We start from the raw sequence: 19,227 nt of genomic DNA, 5'->3' as shown, positions 1-19,227 counted from the left end.
AATAATGACAACAAAAACACTCAGTGCATGGCGAGAACAGCTTTTAGTGCCTTTAGATGAAGCCAAAGTGAGCAGTCAACTTGATGAAAATAGCCCTGATTGGGAATATATCGAAAGTGAAATGATAAAATTTGGCTCACTAAGCCACAGCACTTTAGATATTGATGATATTCAGCGTCGAGCATTACAACTCTTTGCTACACAAACCAAAGATTTTCGCTTGCTTGTACATTTTTTAAGAACGCTACAACACGCAGGTATTCCCGAAGAGCTTGTGATGGCATCGACAATTACGAGTACTTATATACAACATTATTGGGATACTAGTTATCCAAATAATTCGCGTTTAAAACTCCGTTTAGCACAACAAATTATTAAACGTTTTGAATCAGTCAAAAACATTTTTTGCCAGCAAGCCACACCTGAACAACGCGATGAAATTTTAGGTGAGTTTGCCTATTTAGCACAATTTTGGCATTCCAATCAGCCTAATTTATCTACACAAGTGGATGAATTAAGCCGAGCATATCAACATATAGAAAATACACAAAAATCAGCCCTTGCTGTGACAGAAAGTGTCAAATTAGAAACAGCGAATGAAATAAAAATATCACCAAAAACATCAGCGAACATGATCCCTGCTCCTGTAATACAGCAACCTCATGTTGAAATTAATCAAAGTGATGATCGCCAATGGAAACAGACATTATTAAAAGTTGCAGGCATTCTTTGTGAACAAGCGCAAAATGACGCCGTCGGTTACCGTCTACGCCGATATGCCATTTGGCACACTATTCAAACACTTCCCATCAGCGATAAGCAAGGTAAAACCCCTTTAGCTGCCGTGGCGATTGATAGAGTGACTGATTACAAAGCGCAACTCTCATACCCCTCAATCTCATTACTTAATGATATTGAGCAGAGCTTAACGCTAGCGCCTTATTGGTTAGATGGGCATTTTATGGCGGCTCAAGCAGCACAACGATTAGGACTAATCGATGTTTCATCAGCAATTGCTCAAGAGCTTTCACTGTTTTTAACCAGATTACCTCAGCTTAATCATCTCTATTTCTCTGATATGACGCCTTTTATTTCAGAAGAAACCCACCAATGGCTAGGGAGTTTAGAAAACCAAGCTAACAATAAAGTAAGCTCTTCGTTATCACGACACAATAATGAGCAACAAGAAATTATGGATTGCTTTGAACAAGAAGGTCTTAATGCTGCATTATTAATGATTGATAACGCTATTTCAGTGACGGCCGAACCCCGTCAACGATTTTATCTACAGTTACTTTCTGCTCAGCTTTTTGAAGCGTCAAAAATGAGTTCCATCGCAAATGTTTATTTTAATCAGCTTTATCAGGATGCGCTTCGATATTCATTATCAGAGTGGGAACCCAATTTATTAAATCAATTGGCATCAAAAATGGAACATCAACAGAACTCGTTTTCTCATAGGGAATAATAATGAATTGGTCATTTCTTTCTGGAAAAAAAATAGCAGATTTTATAAAAAAATTTTTCTATTCTGATAAATCAAAAATTAAATCCCTATTTTTACTTTTAATTGCTTTAATTCCTGCGTTGTTTGTTATTTGGATCTGGTGGTGGGGAGCAAACTACGAATTTAAAGGTGATTATCCATTACGTTCACTGAGTGCACGTTGGTTAGCGACTGTTATCACTATTTTAGTGGTTGTCAGTTGGGTTGGAATTGCAACATGGCTTCGAGTTAAAAAACTTGAAGGGCTGAAATTAGAGGTAGAATTAGCCATTGTAGATCCTGTCCGTAATGATATTGAGCACCAAACTCGTTATTTAAATTACTGGAAATCACAATTTATTAAACATCAAAATGGACATACCAATGCGTTTTATCAAAAGCCTTGGTATTTTGTTTTAGGTACTGATGAAAGTGGCAAAAATACCTTATTAAAAAATAGCCTAAATACTTTAGATATTGCACCTATTGAAAATATTATTAGCGAGAAAAAACTGCCTTTACATATAAAAATGCGACTTGCTGATCAAGCAATATTATTAATTCCTGAAGGAAAGTTAATTACACAGCCTAATCTCATTTTAGAAAAACCAAAACTTTATCATCGACTATGGAATGAATTATTAATCTGGGTAAATGAACATCGTGCTCGTCAACCGATGAATGGCATTATTCTTACTATCGATATATTACAACTACTGACAAACGACAAAGAGAAAAATAGCCAATTTATTGCCTCATTGCATATGCGGTTACAAGAAATTCGCATCACATTTAATAGTCAATTACCTATTTATATCGTATTTACAAAACTCGATTTATTACAGGGATTTGATGCGATGTTTCAATCATTAGAAACGAAACAACGTGATGATATTTTGGGTGTGACATTTCAATTAAATAATAAAAATAACTGGGAAAAAGAGCTGAATGCATTTTGGGAACAATGGGTAAGCCAAATGAATAGCGCCCTTCCTGAGATGATGATTAATCGTGTAGATGAAAGCCAACGCACTAAATTATTTAGTTTTATTAGACAAATTCAAGGGTTGAAAACTACCGTAACCAATCTAATTGATGCGTTAGCATCTAGTGATAAACAACAGGATATTAAATTACGCGGTGTGTATCTCACATCTGCAACACAAGTCGGGCAAGTTGATAATATCTTTAGCCAAACTGCATCTGTGCAATATCATTTACCAACAGCACCTTTAGCCACTTGGCCAATTGCTGAAACTCACAGCTATTTTACACAATCACTTTTTCAAGATGTTTTGCTATCAGAGCCCAATCTGGCTGCTGAAAGTCAATTTTGGCTTAAAAAGCATCGCAGAAGAGTCCTATTAGCTTCTGCTATCAGTTTTGTTGGCATTATCGCTTTGTGGAATGGCTGGAGTCACTATTACAGCAAAAACTATCAGTCTGGTGAAAATGTACTCAATGAAGTAAAAGCCTTCCGCACTTCTGATACCACTATTACGACAAATACCGCCGGAAAAGAACAACTTGCCGTATTAAATCCGTTATTAGATGCCACATTAGCTTATGGTAATTATCGTGAGAAAAGTGATCTATTTTCTGATCTTGGGTTATATCAAGGAAAGAATGTAGGTCCATATGTCGAAAATGTTTATCTTCAATTGATAACAGAACATTATTTGCCTTCAATAATGAATTCTTTACTTATTGAGTTAAATAAAGCCAAAGCAGGAAGTGAGGAAAAACTCGAGATATTGCGCATTATGCGCATGCTTGAAGACAAAAGCGGACGCAATAATGAGATTGTTGAAAATTTTATGGCTAATTATTGGAGTCGCCTATTTACGGGTCAGCGTGATATTCAATCTCAATTAATGTCACATTTGCAATACGCATTAAAACATACCGATTGGCAAGCTCAACGCAAGGCAGGTGAAGTAACTGCTATTAATGCTTTTACACCATTTACTCAGCCAATCAATACAGCGCAAAAAGAGTTAAGTCGTTTACCGCTTTATCAACGTGTTTATCAAACATTGCGCCTTAAAGCGAACCAAGTTCTCTCATCGCCATTAAATATACGTCATCAAGTTGGCCCTAGCTTTGACTCTATTTTTACCGCTATTAATGAAGATAAACTTCAAATGCCTCAACTTCTTACACTGTATGGGTTAACAAACTATTTTACTCAACATAATGATGAGCTGGTGGATCTGACCTTTTTAGATGCATGGGTATTAAATTTAAGTACAAACACCCAATACAGTGAAAGTGATAGAAAAGAGATCCAACGCCAAATCACGGAACAATATCTTAATGATTATACAGCTCAATGGCGCGCTGCTATCAGTAACCTTGAAATAAGAGAATTTGAATCACTACAAGATGAAATTAATGCATTAGAACAAATTATTAGTGGTGAACAACCAATACGACGAGCATTACAAGTATTAAAAGATAATACAACATTACCCAAAATAGATAACTCACTGCCCGTTGCTGAGCAAAAAGCCTTAATGAATGAATTAAAATACAGATTACTCATACGGTTAGATAAAGAATTTGCACCTCAAACTGAAATTTTAGTCAGTAATAATGGTGAAAACCTGCAAAATCTTAATCAAAAATTAAATGAATTACATCGCTATTTATTAGGCATTTATAATTCACCAGTACCAGGTAAAGCGGCATTAAAAGCAGTGACCTCTCGTCTTGAAGATAATAATCGCGACATTATCTTTGAATTATCTCAATCAGCTAAAACATTGCCTGAACCAATGAATCGTTGGGTTGGTCAATTAGCGGATCAAGCTTGGAATGTTGTACAAAAAGAAGCAATCCGCTATATGGAAATTGAGTGGAATGAAACCGTCGTTAAGCAATATCATACCTACATTATAGGTCGTTATCCGTTTAACGCAGTGGCTACACAAGATGTACCTTTAAGTGAGTTTGAACGTTTTTTTAAACCGAATGGCACATTAGATAGCTTCTATCAGCAAAACCTACGCCTTTTTGTTGAAAATAACCTGATTGAAAACAGCGATGGCCAATCACTTATTCGTCCGGATGTATTAGAACAATTTGAAATTGCAAATCGAATTAGAAAGACATTCTTTAATGCACAAGGCAATTTAGAAGCGCAATTTGCTATTGAAGCGCTATCGCTGACTGGTAATAAGCGCCGTAGTGTTTTAAATCTTGATGGTCAATTACTTGATTATTCCCACGGAAGAAGCCATACCGTACATATGGTTTGGCCCAATTCAATGCGTTCAAATGTTGAAAGCAAACTCACTTTAGTGCCTATTTCTGGCGATAAATCACCGCGAGCTATTTTATTTAGCGGTCCTTGGGCACAAATGCGACTAATTAATGGTGGCAGACTTACCAACATAAAACCACACTCTTTCGATGTGAAATTCACTCTTGATGGTGGTGATATGACATATCGGATCACAATCGATGAATCTAATAATCCTTTCTTTGGTGGATTATTTACACGCTTCAAATTACCAGAAACCCTTTATTAACTGATTTCCCCTCATATTTATGAGGGGATAGGATCTTTCATGAATACGCCAAAAGAAAAATTTGTGATAAAAATTGCAGGCTCTCCTTTAGATATCCCTGAATTTATCGCATTAAAAGCGGAATTTAATAAACTCAATCATCCTTCTCAGCCTGAGATCAGTTGGACACTTATTGAGTCTCTCTCATTAACGTTATTTAAAACTCACGGTATCGACTTGCAAAGCGGTATATATTACACACTTGCTCGCCTTCATATTAATGGGTTGAATGGTTTTACTGAAGGGTGTGAATTGCTTGCCAATATTGTGGTGAGTCAATGGGATAACCTTTGGCCTTTCCAATCAAATCATCGATGTGATGTATTAAATTGGTTTAATACCAAAGCGGGTACTTTATTACGGCAATTAACCTTTTCTCCTTCTGATTTACGTTTAATTTATCGTTCAGAAAGAGCTCTACAATTAATTATTGATCAAATTGCTTATACAGATTGGCCGAAATTACCAAAGCTAGAAAATTTACTCTGGTTTTTCCAAAATGTAGCAAAAACATTAGAACAAACAACAAAAAGTACAACACAAAAAAGTAACAATGCTACGGTTAAGATCCCCCCTATTGTCTATATCAGCCCATCTGATGAGATAAAGGAAAATAATGCGTCTAAACCTAATCCCATCACCGAAGTTGTTTTATATGACGATCCTCCTATTGAGAAAAAATCAATAAGTGCAAAAAAAGGGTTTCTTATTGGACTATTCACTAGCAGTGTTATTTTTACTGTTATTGGTGTATCGCTATATTTGCCGATGCAAAAAGAGTTATCTGCTATTACATCTCAACCTGAAGGTGCCATTACACAGTGGTTATATCAACCGAATATTAGTTCATACGCAAATAACCTTATTTTAATGGAAAAACAGTCCCCTCTATTTGCCTTAAGAAAATCAGATCATATGCTGGAGGTGGCTAAAAAGCTTTGGCCTAATAATGCTGATCAGTCTTACGCTACACGACAGTGGCAAAATATCCTCACCACGCGATTAGAAAATACACCGATTGACAGTAGTTGGTCTGATACCAATAAATTAATTCAACAACTTTCTGACAGAATTGTTCAGCAAGAACGTAATCGAGGAAGCTTTACTCTTTCTTATTTAAAAACAGCCATTTATGAAATCCAAAAAAGCCATAATAAATCAATTCCTATTGAGAATAAGCTATATGAGTTTTCACAAACAATAAATAAAGAACAGGCTATCTCACCTGCTTTAATTAATAATCTTGATACAGACGTTAATGGATTATTAGCACGATATTATTTCCTTCAAAAAGAAGCTGAAGAGTTAGGGTTAAAGCCTTATTCGTATTAAAAATAAAAATCATGACAGATATTATTAAAGGTTAGATATTAGATTAATATGAGCGAAATTAAATATTTAAAAGAAAAGCAACATCTACAAAAACTGGCTAAAATCTACGCGCAAAAAAAACCACATTTAGCAGAAGTCTTAGAGCCAGATGATCCACAAACAAGCTATTTAATGGAAGGATTTGCTTTTCTTTCTGCTCACTTACAAGAAAAAATTGATGATGCCTTTCCTGAAATTACACTTCCTCTATTACAACGTTTAGGCTCTCAAGCAATCAAAGGGATACCCTCAACATCCATTATTCAAATTAGCTGTGAAAAGGAGATTAATTACAGTTATTTTATTCCTAAAAATAGCAGTGCATTAGGTAATAATAACGAGTGTTTTTCAACTTGTCGTGATTTATATATTGAGCCTTATTCTCTTATTGAGAAAAAAGTGACACACCAACCCAATAAAAGTTGTATTTCTTTAACATTTAAATATCTTGGTAATATCGAGAATATACAATCTTGCTCGCTAAATTTATTTCTTAGCCCAATCAAGAATATTGCAGATACCTTGTTACTTGGGTTAACACAGCATTTTGACTATATTGAATTAAAACATGCTGATCAAAGTTATCATGGTGATAATGCAACTTTTTGTTTTAACTCTCAAATTGGTAAAGATTATCCTATTTTTCCACAATCAGAAAACACACCGAAAGCGCCACAACAATTATTAGAGGGGTTGTATCTTCCTCATGTTCACCACTTTATTAACTTAGATATTCCAATGATTATCAAGCAGTTAAATTGGGAAAAAAGCACTCAACTTACAATTAATATCTATTTAAATAAGCAAATTTCGCTAACGAAAGAACAATGTCAAAACTGTTTTTTACTTAACTGCATTCCTACCGTTGATAAAGAGAAAGATCATACAGTTATCATTGATTTTCAAGAGAATAAATCATCTTATTTACTGCCTATTCCAAATAACCATTATCTTTCAAGTTTATCTGAAATCATGCTTTCCCTTGAACCGCATGAAAAGGAACGTGGTATTTATTGTCATTTTTATTCAATTACAGAGCTAACATCTGCGTCTCGTCTATTACCTCAATATCAAAACTCTCTTTTTTATTCATTAACTATCGATAAAGATATTACAGGAAGAACATTCTATACTGTTCATTTTTATGATAACAAAGGTGAAGGACTTATCTCCCCACCTAGTTTGCATTTTTCTTGTACCTATGTTGGTTTTGAAAAATATAAAGATAACCGTATTGGTATATTAAATGCACATAGTGAGAATATACCTGATAATTTATTACTCACAAATATAACACCATTATCAGAATGCTTTCCTCCTATTGTTGATGATAAGTATTATTGGCATTTATTATCACATTATAGTGCTAATGCGTTTATGTTAATGTCTATCTCAACAATTAAAAATATGCTGAGTGATTATTTAATATATGCAGAGCTAGATAAACAGATCACGAGAAAAATAAAACATTCACTAGAAGGGTGTATTGATTTAAAGAGTTATACTTATGATTATATCTTAAAAGGGAAACCACATCGTTGCTTATCTTTAACCTTAACTATTGATACTAATTATTTTGAAAATGAAGGAGATGCATTTATTTTTGTTTCTCATCTTTATCATTTTTTTCCATTCTGTTTATCAGAGAATATGCTATTAGAAATGAAAATTAAATTTAATGATAATGATAATGTAAAATGGTTTTTATCACCCTCTCCATTAAAAGGCTATAAGTCACTCTTATGATTATAAAGGGCTCCTAATGGAGCTTTTTTTTAAATTTCTTTTTTAGTTTAGAATTACTTAATATATCATAAAAATTTTACATTTTTATCGAATAAGATAAAACAGCTACAATAGCCTTATTACATCAATATCATAAAAAATCATTTTTAAAATCAACTTGGTAAGCTAATTAATTGAGAAGTAAGTTAGACAAATGAATACGATTTTATGATAAAAAATAACCCTTTAAAGGATTTAACTTATTTTTACCTATATCTCTCTTAACGCCCCTCATCAAAAAAGGATCTTCATTTCTGAGCAAACGCTAATTAACTCATATTATTCTTAATTAACACTCTTATTTCGTCATCAACAAACAAAAATACTAATAAATACTAATGTAATTTATCTAATTATTTGATTTAGGTAAAACGGTTTAAATCTTTTAATAAGTAAAAACTGATAGTCACCAGCTATCAATAATCTATTTTTGATCGCTTATATCGATCTTTAAGTATTTTTACTGTAATATCACTTAAAAAGAGGAATTAATATGAATTCAGTTAATATTGTTGTAGCTCAGAGAATTAAACAAAAAAGAAAGCAGTTAAAAATAACAGGTGTTGAGATGGGACGCAGACTTGGTATGAGTCAACAACACTATTCACGCTTGGAAAATGGCCATATAAAAATAACCGTCGATCAGCTAATTACCATTGCCCTAATATTAGGAGTTTCTCCTCAAAGTTTATTGCTTCATTCCGAAATAATGTCCCCCATGATAAAAACATGGTCTGAAACAGTTTTATCATCAAGAGATATTGTTGTATCAAAAGATATTGTTATATCAAGAGATAGGAAGCGTCGTAGCCTAAAATAAAAAATATTAATATTATTATACACTATCTAGCCTAATACTTATTAATATACCTTAGTTAAAAGAAAATCATTTTTTCTTATTTTATCAAATTTATATTATTTTAATAAATCAATCGATTGATTTATTGTTAAAATAAATAACCAGTTGTTAACTTTTTTGAAAATTAATATTTAGATAGAACTCGTGCAATATTGGGTAATATTTTGTTGTCTTCTCTTATCAAATAAATAACTATTCTTCTGATAATCAATCATCAACCTCTTCAAGCTTAATATACTCATTATAATAATAAATAATTTCTAATAAAAAACTCATTTTGCAAGGTTAACGAAATTACCCAGTACAACTAAATATAAATATAAACTTAATAATATTAATCAACTCCATATAAATAAGATTATTTCAACACTTCACTTTATTAAAATATATTCTATAATTTTTTACTTACCTATAAATTATAATCACGAAAATCTTAAATTTAATAAAGTGTAACTACTTGAGTATTCCAATTCATTACCATCGTTTTAAATTCGGGATCATTCTCGATTATTCATATTAGTATCATCATAAAATGTCATATTCAATTTTATTTTTTTACCATAAATTTTAATGTAATATAGCTCTAGTAAAGCTTTTTTAACTTATTTTATTGCTATTTTACTCTTTCTAGTTACTAATCAAGCTAACATAATGAAAATTAAATCATTATTATCACTTACCAATAGGAATATATAATGAAATTTTTATATCTAAAATCATTTTTCTTGTTTTACACATTGTATGCATGTAATGCCTATAGCGATGAAAATCTAAATGCGGGTTATGCAAAATTACTTGCTCTTTCATTGACTAATGATATTAACGCATCAAAACTAAACTCAGATGGACTTAGCTATAATAAATATTCTTTACCTTATGAATTCAAAAATCTTTATGTAACAAAAAATTACTTCTTATCTATGAAGTTAAATGGTAACTATCTTAAAATTAAATCCTCACCAACCAATATTGACCCCCTAGGTAACTTGCGTGCTCAGTGGGATATTTTTAGCCTCTCTGCTGCACCAAAAATCATCTATCCAATAAATGAAAAATTTAGATTAGAGAATGAATTAGAATTTGGTTATTCAAATATGAATAATAAATCTTCATTTCATGGTAATGAAAAAATGAAAGAAATATTGCGTGATGAAGGTTTATTAGATTGGAGTATAAATACATTTCATATAACACCAAAATTTGGGCTGAGAAATACGAATAAATTAAATAATAATGATGAGTTTAATATATATGGCCATGTATCATATATGTTTACAAATAGCGTTGGCAACGAAAAAAAACTAAACGTTAATAATAATACAGGGACATGGTCTATTGGTGGTGAATATATTATGACTGATTTAATTAACTTAAATGGTATGAATTTTAATTTAATCTTATCCAATGACATCGGTGGGTTCTATGGGAAAGACTATAGAGAATTATCTTTTGGTTTTATTAACAATACTTCATTAGCATTAGAAACTCCTATTAAATTTTACGATAACCAAGTAAAAATAAAAGCAGGGATTGGCTATCTATCAAGCGACAATGCTCATGGTATCGCTCTCACATTGGGGATCAGGTAGATCTAAGTTCCAATAGATATGAATAGATATCGGAATACTGTAGATCCTGACTAAGGCTGATTTTATAAGGGCTTTATGGATAATGCTTGTCATTAAAATATTTGAAAATAGTACACTCTATCAAAACGTTTTATTACTCTGATATTTATTTATGAAAATAAGTTATTTTCTTTAATTCTGGAAATTAAAATGGAAAGGAACACCCGAGATCGATCAACCAAAACATTATCGGGCGCCCCTAATTACACAACGATCCTAATGAATAAGATCAAAATGGTTATTTATCAAATAGCGTTTAGTTCACTCTGCGCATTCTTCATCAACTCAAAAACAAAGGGTACCGAATGACGCAAAGAAACATTGTATACATCCAAATGCCCAATATTAGGATATTCATATACCTTTACATCTGTTCCTGCGTCCAATACATCCTTTGCAAACTCTTGTTGCCAACAAGTTAATACGTGAATATCCTCTAAACCAATTCCAATCAATATGGGCTTATCAATAAGAAGCTTTCTATAATTTAGGCTTGAAGATTCTTGTTCTAGCAGTTCTTTAAATTTAGGCTTTAAACTATTAACACCATTAAGTTTATTATCCATAATTAACTGACTTAATGGACTAAGACAAAGCGTTTTCGCTTTTTCAACATAGGGAATAGCTTGTTCTTGGAAGTAATCGCCTACTTTTAAGTCTGGGTTTTTATCAGAGGCAGAAAGATATAAGTACATCGCATAAGGTAGTTTTCTATCACCTTCCTCACGGATATCATCGCTAACAAAATTTTCGAGTAAATTGTCACTAAAGTAAGGTGTTCCTGTCATTACTACACCCAATACATTTAACTCTGGCGCATATTCAGGTTGATAACCTATCGATGCAAATGCTGCGTGAGCACCTTGAGAATGACCGATAAAAATAATGTTATTACTCAATGGAAATACTTTAAGGGCCGCTTTTATACTATCTAAAGAACTCCATGCCGTCGCCCTTTCATCCATATAATGATGCAATCCAGATGAACCTAATCCCGGGTAATCAGGAGCAACTATTGCAAATCCAAGTGATAGCCAAGTATTTAAATATTGAGTGACACGGCTATTTTTAGGCGTCAATGAAGGGGCACAAGTCGGAGCAATCCCTACAGTACCATGGTTCCAAACAATTACGGGCCATCCGTTTTCAGGAGCCTGGCTTTTAGGTATGAAAACAGTACCAGTATCTTCACGGATAATCTCACCATGCACACTATCACAAGAAGTATAAGAAACTTTGTATTGCTCAAAGGCCTCACTTAATCCCAAATCTGGCTCCAGCACTTGCCTATGAGTTATGACTCCCGTCTCATTAGAGAGATTTACATTAACTGTGCTATCCGTAGAGAATAAAGAGGCAGATGATGATGTTTTATTACAGTCATTCATATATATTTCCTTATATTATTGATGAATTTCTAATTCCATTTAATGCCATTAAACTTACAATTAACGTGTTAATTCAAGGTAAGCATTTGCTTTTTCACTTAGCCATTGGCTAAATTCAGATAACAAAAAACCCCGCCGAAGCGAGGTCTTGATAAAATCAAATAGTGGGCTAAATGATAAATAGCCCACTATTTAAAGAGAGTAGTCTAATCTTATTCAAAGCGCAACCACTTCACTGTTTATATAAACAGTTATCTCGTATAGAGATGGTAAGCAAGTATACTCACTTGGCGCGGAACCATTTAACAGAACATGCACGTAAAATTGATGACGTTTTAATAAAAACGACACAAATACGTCTCACGATACAAAAATAGTAAATTTGAAATGAATGTAACCAATTGATTTTAAATGGTACGCCCTACAGGATTCGAACCTGTGACCTACGGCTTAGAAGGCCGTTGCTCTATCCAACTGAGCTAAGGGCGCCTAGAAGAGATTAGACGTCAGCAATCACTGCTGATAACGGGTGTGAATTATACGTTCAACATTCTGAGAGTCAACGATTTTTCAACCCTCTCAAACTATATGGTCAAAATATGGCAAGTATTCGACTGACAGATTGCTCTTGATCTGACAAAATAGAGCGATACCGTAATTGAATAATTTGGATGTATAGATGTCAGCAAGAATTATAGATGGGAAATCGATTGCGCAGACCATCAGAAGCGAAGTGGCAGAAAAAGTAAAACAACGTATTAATGCAGGAAAACGAGCACCTGGCTTAGCTGTTATTTTAGTGGGTGATAACCCAGCATCACAGATTTATGTCGGAAGTAAGCGCCGTGCTTGTGATGAAGTTGGTTTTATATCTCGCTCTTATGATTTACCAGACACTACCAGTGAAGCGGATTTATTAAACCTTATCGACCAGCTTAATGAAGATAACTCCATTGATGGTATTCTCGTCCAACTCCCCTTACCTGCTGGAATTGATAATGTTAAGGTGTTAGAACGCATTCACCCTGATAAAGATGTGGATGGTTTTCATCCCTATAATATCGGTCGTCTATGCCAGCGAGCACCAAAATTACGCCCTTGTACACCTCGTGGTATTGTCACACTGCTAGAGCGTTGCAATATTCCGATGAATGGTTTAAATGCCGTTATCATTGGTGCATCAAATATTGTGGGTCGCCCAATGAGCTTAGAGCTCTTACTCGCAGGCTGTACAACAACCGTTACTCATCGTTTTACTAAAGATTTGCGTTTTCATGTTGAACACGCTGATTTAGTCGTTGTCGCGGTAGGTAAACCTAATTTTATTCCCGGTGAGTGGATTAAACCTGGAGCCATTGTCATTGATGTCGGTATTAACCGTCTTGAAAATGGTAAAGTAGTGGGAGACGTTGAATTTGAAGCTGCATCACAACGTGCAGGTTGGATTTCACCCGTACCTGGAGGTGTCGGCCCAATGACAGTCGCCACACTGATTCAAAATACTTTACAAGCATGTGAAGAATATCACGACCCTGAAATAGGAAATAACTAATCAATGGAAACATTTCAATTAGATGGACACGACTATGTTGAGCTTTGTGATCTATTAAAACTTCAAGGTTGGACTGAAAGTGGAGCGGCAGCTAAAATTGTCATTGCTGAAGGATTAGTTAGCGTTGATGGTGTAGTTGAAACACGTAAACGCTGTAAAATTATGGATGGGAAAGTGGTCACCTTTGGTGAATTCTCAGTTAGTGTCAGCAAATAATCAGCAAATCCATTAATATTAAAAGCGTTACGACTCTAAGTGACGCTTTTTTTCTTTTTACTACTTTTTCTCTTTATTCTTCTTTTTTCCTCTACTTTTCTTTATTTAATCCTGTTTTTTTAAAAAAAGACAATCACAACCAATTGAATTAAAAGAAAATCAATAAATTTAGTTTAGTTTAATTAAATTTAGATCATCATTTTTTGGCTTATCTCTTGATATAATCTCTCACAGATCTTCAGCATATTATACATTTGATCAAGATATAGATAAAAAAAGATAATGTAAGTTATTATTATATATATAGATAACACTTTTAAACTATTACTGTAAAACTTCAGCAACAAACCTTTTTGTTGACATTTTTTACTCATTTATTCATGTTTAAATGCACTAAAACGTGATTTAGATCTAATTTATTTCTACTTTCATTAGGCAAAAGAAGATTGTTTGTACTAAATTACACGTTATAATTTGAAACGATTCAGCCTAATGATACGATTTTAGTTGTTATTTTGTGATATTTAGGTCTTTTTTGCCCTTTATCTAACAGGAGATTTTATGCTCGGCTTACCCATTCAAGGTATCTCTGCCTTTGCTAAACCACAGCAAAAAACGATGCCTGTTCATTTATTGAAGGTAAGGAACTAGCATGAAACGCAGAGTTGCAACCATCACACTTAACCCTGCTTATGATCTTGTTGGCTTAAGTGATCCTATTGAACTTGGTGAAGTTAATCGTGTTAAAACAGCAGGCTTTCATGCTGCCGGTAAAGGTATTAACGTAGCTAAAGTCTTAAAAAGCCTCGGTGTTGATGTCACTGTTGGCGGTTTTTTAGGCAAAGAAAATCAAGATGGGTTTCAAAAAGAGTTTAGTGATTCAGGTATTGCTAACCGTTTTCAAATGGTTGAAGGCCGTACCCGTATCAATGTGAAACTGACCGAACCAAATGGTAAAGTCACCGATTTTAATTTTTCTGGTTTTGAAATTACAAAACAAGATTGGGCTCGTTTCGTTAATGATACCCTAAGTTGGGCGGGTCAATTTGATATGATCTGTGTCAGTGGCAGTGTACCTTCTAGCGTTGATCTTAATGATTTCACCGCATGGATGACACGTTTACGTAGCGAATGTATGTGTTTGATCTTTGACAGTAGCCGAGATGCTTTTGTCGCAGGATTAAAAGCCTCACCTTGGCTTGTTAAACCAAATCATCATGAGTTAGAGATTTGGGCAGGTAGGCCTTTACCTGAACTCTCTGATGTTGTGAAAGCCGCCCAAGCATTACGTCAACAAGGTATTGCTCACGTTGTAATTTCATTAGGTGAGCAAGGTGCAATGTGGGTAAATGCATCTGGCGCATGGATGGCAACTCCCCCGAAATGCGATGTTGTTAGTACTGTAGGTGCTGGCGACTCAATGGTTGGTGGCCTAATTTATGGACTAATGATGAGGCAAACCAGCGAGCATACTTTACGCCTTGCAACTGCCGTTTCCGCACTTGCCGTAAGTCAGACCAATGTTGGTATTCGTGATCGAGAACAATTGGCAAAAATGATGGCAGAAGTAGAATTAACCCCTCTAAAATTATAAGTAATAATACCAGTGGTATATCGAATAATATTAAGTAGAATTACCACTATTCCAATTAAATATATTAACGTCATATTTATAAAAACTCCAAAATAGAATCTCTTAAATTGATTAATAATTATTTATTATTAAATCAAACTTTATTTTTTCCAGTTATTCGATAAACTTCACTTTATTAAAAGCTAATAACGATATTCTAAAGCCAATAAAAACTTATTTTGTTTTTAGGAGAAATTATGGAAAGGCCCATAGTACTTTTATGGATCCAAATTATTTCAGTATTATTTTTAGGTGTAAGTTTATTTATATTGGTTGCAGGAGCTCCAATTTATTTATTAGCCATGGCAATGGGGGGTGGCAAAACAATGCTAGTAGGCTTATTCATCATGCTATGCTTAATTATAACAATGATAATTCAAGTTACAGCATGGATAAAACTTGCAAGAAACAGTAAAAATGCTTACTCATTTTTAAAAATTTCATGGGTATGTTTATCTATTTCTTTATTTTTTATACTTAGCATTTCTATGTCATTAACGAATATATCTGAAATTGGTTTTATAACTTTTTCTATTATAGTTATCTTAACTCATAGACTCTTCTTTTCTGAGCATGTCATAAATTATTTTAAAAATAAACAAGAAGATAATGAAAGAGAAACCAGTATTATTAGCCAATAAATTAAATATTAAATAATAAATAGCAAAAAATATCGGATAATAAATATCCGATATTTTTATAAAAACACGTATTTAGTGTAACAACTCGTTAATTATATTAATTATTACGACGCCAAGTTGTTCCTTGAGGACCATCTTCTAAGACAATCCCCATCGCAGTTAACGCATCACGCGCAATATCGGCAGCAGCCCAATCTTTATTTTTACGTGCATTATTACGTTGTTGAATTAAAGCTTCAATTTTTTCAACCTCACCAGCATCGTCTGCTTTAGCACGACTTTGTAAAAAGGCTTCCGGATCTTGCTCTAACAGACCTAATACTTTAGCTAATTTGCGTAACATGGCAGCTAAACCATTAGCTTTATTCATATCCTCGCTTTTTAAGCGATTTACTTCTCGCGCTAAATCAAATAATACTGAATACGCTTCTGGTGTATTGAAGTCATCATTCATAGCCTCAATAAACTGTGCTTCAAACGTTTCTCCCCCTACAGGTTGTGCATTTGCATCAGTACCACGTAATGAAGTATAGAGGCGCTCTAATGCCGTACGTGCCTGCTTTAAGTTCTCTTCAGTATAGTTAAGTTGGCTACGATAATGGCCCGATAATAAGAAATAACGCACCGTCTCAGCATCGTAATAAGCTAATACATCACGAATGGTGAAAAAGTTATTAAGTGACTTAGACATTTTTTCTTTGTCTACCATCACCATACCGGAATGCATCCAGTAATTAACGTAAGGGCCATCATGAGCACAAGTTGATTGTGCTATTTCATTCTCATGATGAGGGAACATTAAGTCTGAGCCACCACCATGAATATCAAAATGATGTCCTAGCTCTTTACCATTCATTGCAGAACATTCGATATGCCAACCAGGACGACCATCTCCCCATGGAGATTTCCAGCTTGGCTCACCCGGTTTGGACATTTTCCATAACACGAAATCCATTGGATTACGTTTCACGTTCGCCACCTCAACACGAGCACCAGCTTGCAATTGCTCTAAATCTTGGCGAGAAAGTAGGCCATAATCAGGATCCGTATCAATCGCAAACATAACGTCACCGTTTTCAGCAACATAAGCATGCCCACGTTTGATTAACGTTTCAGTTAATTCAATAATTTCAGCAATATGATGTGTTGCACGAGGCTCTGAATCAGGGTGGGCAATATTTAATGCATCAAAATCTTTGTGCATTTCAGCAAGCATACGAGTCGTTAATTGCTCACACGTTTCATTGTTCTCAATCGCCCGCTTGATGATTTTATCATCCACATCCGTCACATTACGAACATAATTAACGTCATAGCCTAAATAACGCAGATAACGGGTTATGGCATCAAACGCCACAAATGTACGTCCATGACCAATATGACACAGGTCATAAATAGTGATGCCACACACGTACATACCTATTTTCCCTGCATGGATAGGTTTAAATTCTTCTTTTTGGCGAGTGAGAGTATTAAAAATCTTTAGCATCAGTGGACGTTCCCGTTTTCAACTGTACGTGTTTATTACGTTTTTATATAAAAGAAAATAACAACTACTATAGCACGATATTTATTAGGATATTGGATCTTGAAGGCAAAGCAAACTCAAGATTAGCGCCTTTATATTACTCTGCTTAATATTTATTTTCACTGTTCAATCGTTGATAGTGAACAATCAAACTTCTGTTATTTCGCTAAATTTTGGCTAAAAGTGTTTCTCTCTCATTTTATACGTCTGTTTAGCTAGAAAAATCATCTGAAAAAAAGATGAATACTGACTAAATAAGGCAACTGTGATATAAAAAACGGGACTATTGTTTATGCCCCAATCTGGGTAAAGCTAAAATTATATTAGGATCTGAATATGGTTACTTTTCATACCAATTACGGCGATATCGTGATTAATACATTTGCAGACAAAGCGCCTGCAACCGTAGAAAATTTTTTAGACTACTGTAAAGAAGGATTCTACGATAACACTATCTTCCACCGTGTCATTAACGGTTTTATGATCCAAGGTGGTGGTTTTGAACCCGGTATGAACCAAAAAGCAACCAAAGCACCTGTTAGAAACGAAGCAAACAATGGACTTGCTAATAACCGTGGTACATTGGCGATGGCTCGTACTAACGATCCACATTCTGCAACGGCTCAATTCTTTATCAACGTTGCAGATAATGATTTCTTAAACTTCCGTGCTGAAAATGCAAATGGTTGGGGATATTGTGTCTTCGCTGAAGTTGTTGAAGGAATGGACGTTGTCGACAAAATTAAAGCGGTTTCTACAGGTCGTAGCGGTTTCCACCAAGATGTTCCTCGTGAAGATATCATCATTAAAAGTGTAACGGTTAGCGAATAAGCCTCACTCTTTATGTGTACGCTTTTTATTGCAGACTTACATTTAAGTGAACATGAACCGGCAATCACTGCCGGTTTTCTTCGCTTTTTAAAGGAACAAGCGATTCAGGCCAAAGCGCTTTATATCCTAGGTGATTTTTTTGATTTTTGGATAGGTGATGATGACCCCAATCCTTTACATCAACAAATTGCTCAAGCACTAATGACACTAAAAAATGCGGGTATTCCTGTTTATTTTATTCATGGCAATCGTGATTTTTTAATTGGCACTCGTTTTGCAAAAGAGAGTGGGATCATTCTACTTCCCCAAGAAAAAGTACTCAAAATTTATCAACATCACATCTTAATTTTGCACGGTGATACACTTTGTACAGATGATGATGCTTATCAACGTTATCGTAAAAAAGTACATAATAAATTTATCCAGCGTCTCTTCTTATTGTTACCTCTATTTGTTCGACTGCGTATTGCCGATAAAATGCGTTCGCGTAGTCAACACGAAAACCAATATAAATCTGATGCAATTATGGATGTTAACCCACAAGCGGTGATTGATACCTTTAAACATTTCAATACACAATGGATGATCCACGGACATACACACCGCCCCGCTGTTCATACTGTCCATATTGAAGGTAAAACATACTATCGTGGTGTACTGGGTGCTTGGCATACAGAAGGTTCAATGTTTAAAGTAACCGCTAAAAAAATAGAACTGATTCATTTTCCCTTTTAAGC

General features: G+C 34.2%; 14 protein-coding genes, 1 tRNA gene and 1 pseudogene. 13 read left to right on the top strand and 3 right to left on the bottom strand.

The window, feature by feature from the left end:
- The first annotated feature begins 4 nt into the window (after window positions 1-4).
- From tssA to GWI97_RS08310, 6 genes are all read left to right on the top strand, one after another.
- Complete coding sequence (gene tssA, locus GWI97_RS08335; protein WP_161751905.1) at window positions 5-1,468, top strand: type VI secretion system protein TssA; 1,464 nt, start codon at window positions 5-7, stop codon at window positions 1,466-1,468.
- 2 nt (window positions 1,469-1,470) lie between these two features.
- Window positions 1,471-5,019, top strand: coding sequence for a type VI secretion system membrane subunit TssM (gene tssM / locus GWI97_RS08330; RefSeq protein WP_087803155.1), 3,549 nt, complete (start codon window positions 1,471-1,473; stop codon window positions 5,017-5,019).
- A 39-nt stretch (window positions 5,020-5,058) separates the two neighbouring features.
- Window positions 5,059-6,390, top strand: a complete 1,332-nt coding sequence (locus tag GWI97_RS08325; RefSeq protein WP_115370711.1) for a VasL domain-containing protein — start codon at window positions 5,059-5,061, stop codon at window positions 6,388-6,390.
- A gap of 48 nt (window positions 6,391-6,438) precedes the next feature.
- Entirely contained in the window at window positions 6,439-8,175 is a 1,737-nt protein-coding gene (locus GWI97_RS08320; RefSeq protein WP_161751904.1) for a type VI secretion system baseplate subunit TssF, read from the top strand.
- A gap of 532 nt (window positions 8,176-8,707) precedes the next feature.
- Entirely contained in the window at window positions 8,708-9,034 is a 327-nt protein-coding gene (locus GWI97_RS08315) for a helix-turn-helix domain-containing protein (RefSeq protein ID WP_036935158.1), read from the top strand.
- 734 nt (window positions 9,035-9,768) lie between these two features.
- Window positions 9,769-10,662 (top strand): hypothetical protein, encoded by an 894-nt coding sequence (locus GWI97_RS08310; protein ID WP_087803150.1) that lies wholly within the window; start codon window positions 9,769-9,771, stop codon window positions 10,660-10,662.
- A gap of 284 nt (window positions 10,663-10,946) precedes the next feature.
- On the opposite strand, the gene GWI97_RS08305 is transcribed toward GWI97_RS08310, so the two are convergent.
- Window positions 10,947-12,089, bottom strand: a complete 1,143-nt coding sequence (locus tag GWI97_RS08305; RefSeq protein WP_036935162.1) for an alpha/beta hydrolase — start codon at window positions 12,087-12,089, stop codon at window positions 10,947-10,949.
- 260 nt (window positions 12,090-12,349) lie between these two features.
- On the opposite strand from GWI97_RS08305, the pseudogene GWI97_RS18370 reads away from it, so the two are divergent.
- Window positions 12,350-12,480 (top strand): annotated as a pseudogene (locus GWI97_RS18370) (integrase); the annotation flags it as partial.
- A 21-nt stretch (window positions 12,481-12,501) separates the two neighbouring features.
- Here GWI97_RS18370 and GWI97_RS08300 read toward each other — a convergent pair.
- Window positions 12,502-12,578: transfer RNA gene (locus GWI97_RS08300), tRNA-Arg, on the bottom strand.
- 190 nt (window positions 12,579-12,768) lie between these two features.
- On the opposite strand from GWI97_RS08300, the gene folD reads away from it, so the two are divergent.
- The 4 genes from folD to GWI97_RS08280 all read left to right on the top strand — a co-directional run bounded on the left by folD (window position 12,769) and on the right by GWI97_RS08280 (window position 16,131).
- Window positions 12,769-13,641, top strand: a complete 873-nt coding sequence (gene folD / locus GWI97_RS08295; RefSeq protein WP_036934683.1) for a bifunctional methylenetetrahydrofolate dehydrogenase/methenyltetrahydrofolate cyclohydrolase FolD — start codon at window positions 12,769-12,771, stop codon at window positions 13,639-13,641.
- Between the two features lie 3 nt (window positions 13,642-13,644).
- Window positions 13,645-13,857, top strand: coding sequence for a ribosome-associated protein YbcJ (gene ybcJ, locus GWI97_RS08290; protein WP_036934684.1), 213 nt, complete (start codon window positions 13,645-13,647; stop codon window positions 13,855-13,857).
- 652 nt (window positions 13,858-14,509) lie between these two features.
- Window positions 14,510-15,451, top strand: a complete 942-nt coding sequence (fruK, locus tag GWI97_RS08285; RefSeq protein WP_036934685.1) for a 1-phosphofructokinase — start codon at window positions 14,510-14,512, stop codon at window positions 15,449-15,451.
- A 236-nt stretch (window positions 15,452-15,687) separates the two neighbouring features.
- A complete protein-coding gene (locus GWI97_RS08280; RefSeq protein ID WP_036934686.1) occupies window positions 15,688-16,131 on the top strand; it encodes a hypothetical protein in 444 nt (147 codons plus the stop codon).
- Between the two features lie 97 nt (window positions 16,132-16,228).
- Here GWI97_RS08280 and cysS read toward each other — a convergent pair whose 3' ends face one another.
- Entirely contained in the window at window positions 16,229-17,620 is a 1,392-nt protein-coding gene (gene cysS / locus GWI97_RS08275) for a cysteine--tRNA ligase (RefSeq protein ID WP_036934688.1), read from the bottom strand.
- A 375-nt stretch (window positions 17,621-17,995) separates the two neighbouring features.
- Between cysS and ppiB the strand changes: the two genes are divergently transcribed.
- Window positions 17,996-18,490 carry a peptidylprolyl isomerase B gene (ppiB, locus tag GWI97_RS08270; protein ID WP_036934689.1) on the top strand — a complete coding sequence of 165 codons (495 nt, stop codon included), beginning with the start codon at window positions 17,996-17,998 and terminating at the stop codon, window positions 18,488-18,490.
- 12 nt (window positions 18,491-18,502) lie between these two features.
- Window positions 18,503-19,225, top strand: coding sequence for a UDP-2,3-diacylglucosamine diphosphatase (locus GWI97_RS08265; protein ID WP_036934690.1), 723 nt, complete (start codon window positions 18,503-18,505; stop codon window positions 19,223-19,225).
- Window positions 19,226-19,227: the final 2 nt, after the last annotated feature.

Source organism: Proteus sp. G2300, from assembly GCF_009915965.1.
In the GTDB taxonomy this organism is placed as follows: domain Bacteria; phylum Pseudomonadota; class Gammaproteobacteria; order Enterobacterales; family Enterobacteriaceae; genus Proteus; species Proteus vulgaris.
This window is presented reverse-complemented; position numbering and strand designations above follow the sequence as displayed.

Bases quoted from the DNA above. Each gene is read 5' to 3' on its own strand.
- GWI97_RS08320 (WP_161751904.1), top strand. From the start codon at position 6,439: ATGAGCGAAATTAAATATTTAAAAGAAAAGCAACATCTACAAAAACTG.
- GWI97_RS08305 (WP_036935162.1), bottom strand. From the start codon at position 12,089: ATGAATGACTGTAATAAAACATCATCATCTGCCTCTTTATTCTCTACG.
- ppiB (WP_036934689.1), top strand. From the start codon at position 17,996: ATGGTTACTTTTCATACCAATTACGGCGATATCGTGATTAATACATTT.
- tssA (WP_161751905.1), top strand. From the start codon at position 5: ATGACAACAAAAACACTCAGTGCATGGCGAGAACAGCTTTTAGTGCCT.
- GWI97_RS08325 (WP_115370711.1), top strand. From the start codon at position 5,059: ATGAATACGCCAAAAGAAAAATTTGTGATAAAAATTGCAGGCTCTCCT.
- fruK (WP_036934685.1), top strand. From the start codon at position 14,510: ATGAAACGCAGAGTTGCAACCATCACACTTAACCCTGCTTATGATCTT.
- cysS (WP_036934688.1), bottom strand. From the start codon at position 17,620: ATGCTAAAGATTTTTAATACTCTCACTCGCCAAAAAGAAGAATTTAAA.
- ybcJ (WP_036934684.1), top strand. From the start codon at position 13,645: ATGGAAACATTTCAATTAGATGGACACGACTATGTTGAGCTTTGTGAT.
- folD (WP_036934683.1), top strand. From the start codon at position 12,769: ATGTCAGCAAGAATTATAGATGGGAAATCGATTGCGCAGACCATCAGA.
- GWI97_RS08310 (WP_087803150.1), top strand. From the start codon at position 9,769: ATGAAATTTTTATATCTAAAATCATTTTTCTTGTTTTACACATTGTAT.
- GWI97_RS08280 (WP_036934686.1), top strand. From the start codon at position 15,688: ATGGAAAGGCCCATAGTACTTTTATGGATCCAAATTATTTCAGTATTA.
- GWI97_RS08315 (WP_036935158.1), top strand. From the start codon at position 8,708: ATGAATTCAGTTAATATTGTTGTAGCTCAGAGAATTAAACAAAAAAGA.
- tssM (WP_087803155.1), top strand. From the start codon at position 1,471: ATGAATTGGTCATTTCTTTCTGGAAAAAAAATAGCAGATTTTATAAAA.
- GWI97_RS08265 (WP_036934690.1), top strand. From the start codon at position 18,503: ATGTGTACGCTTTTTATTGCAGACTTACATTTAAGTGAACATGAACCG.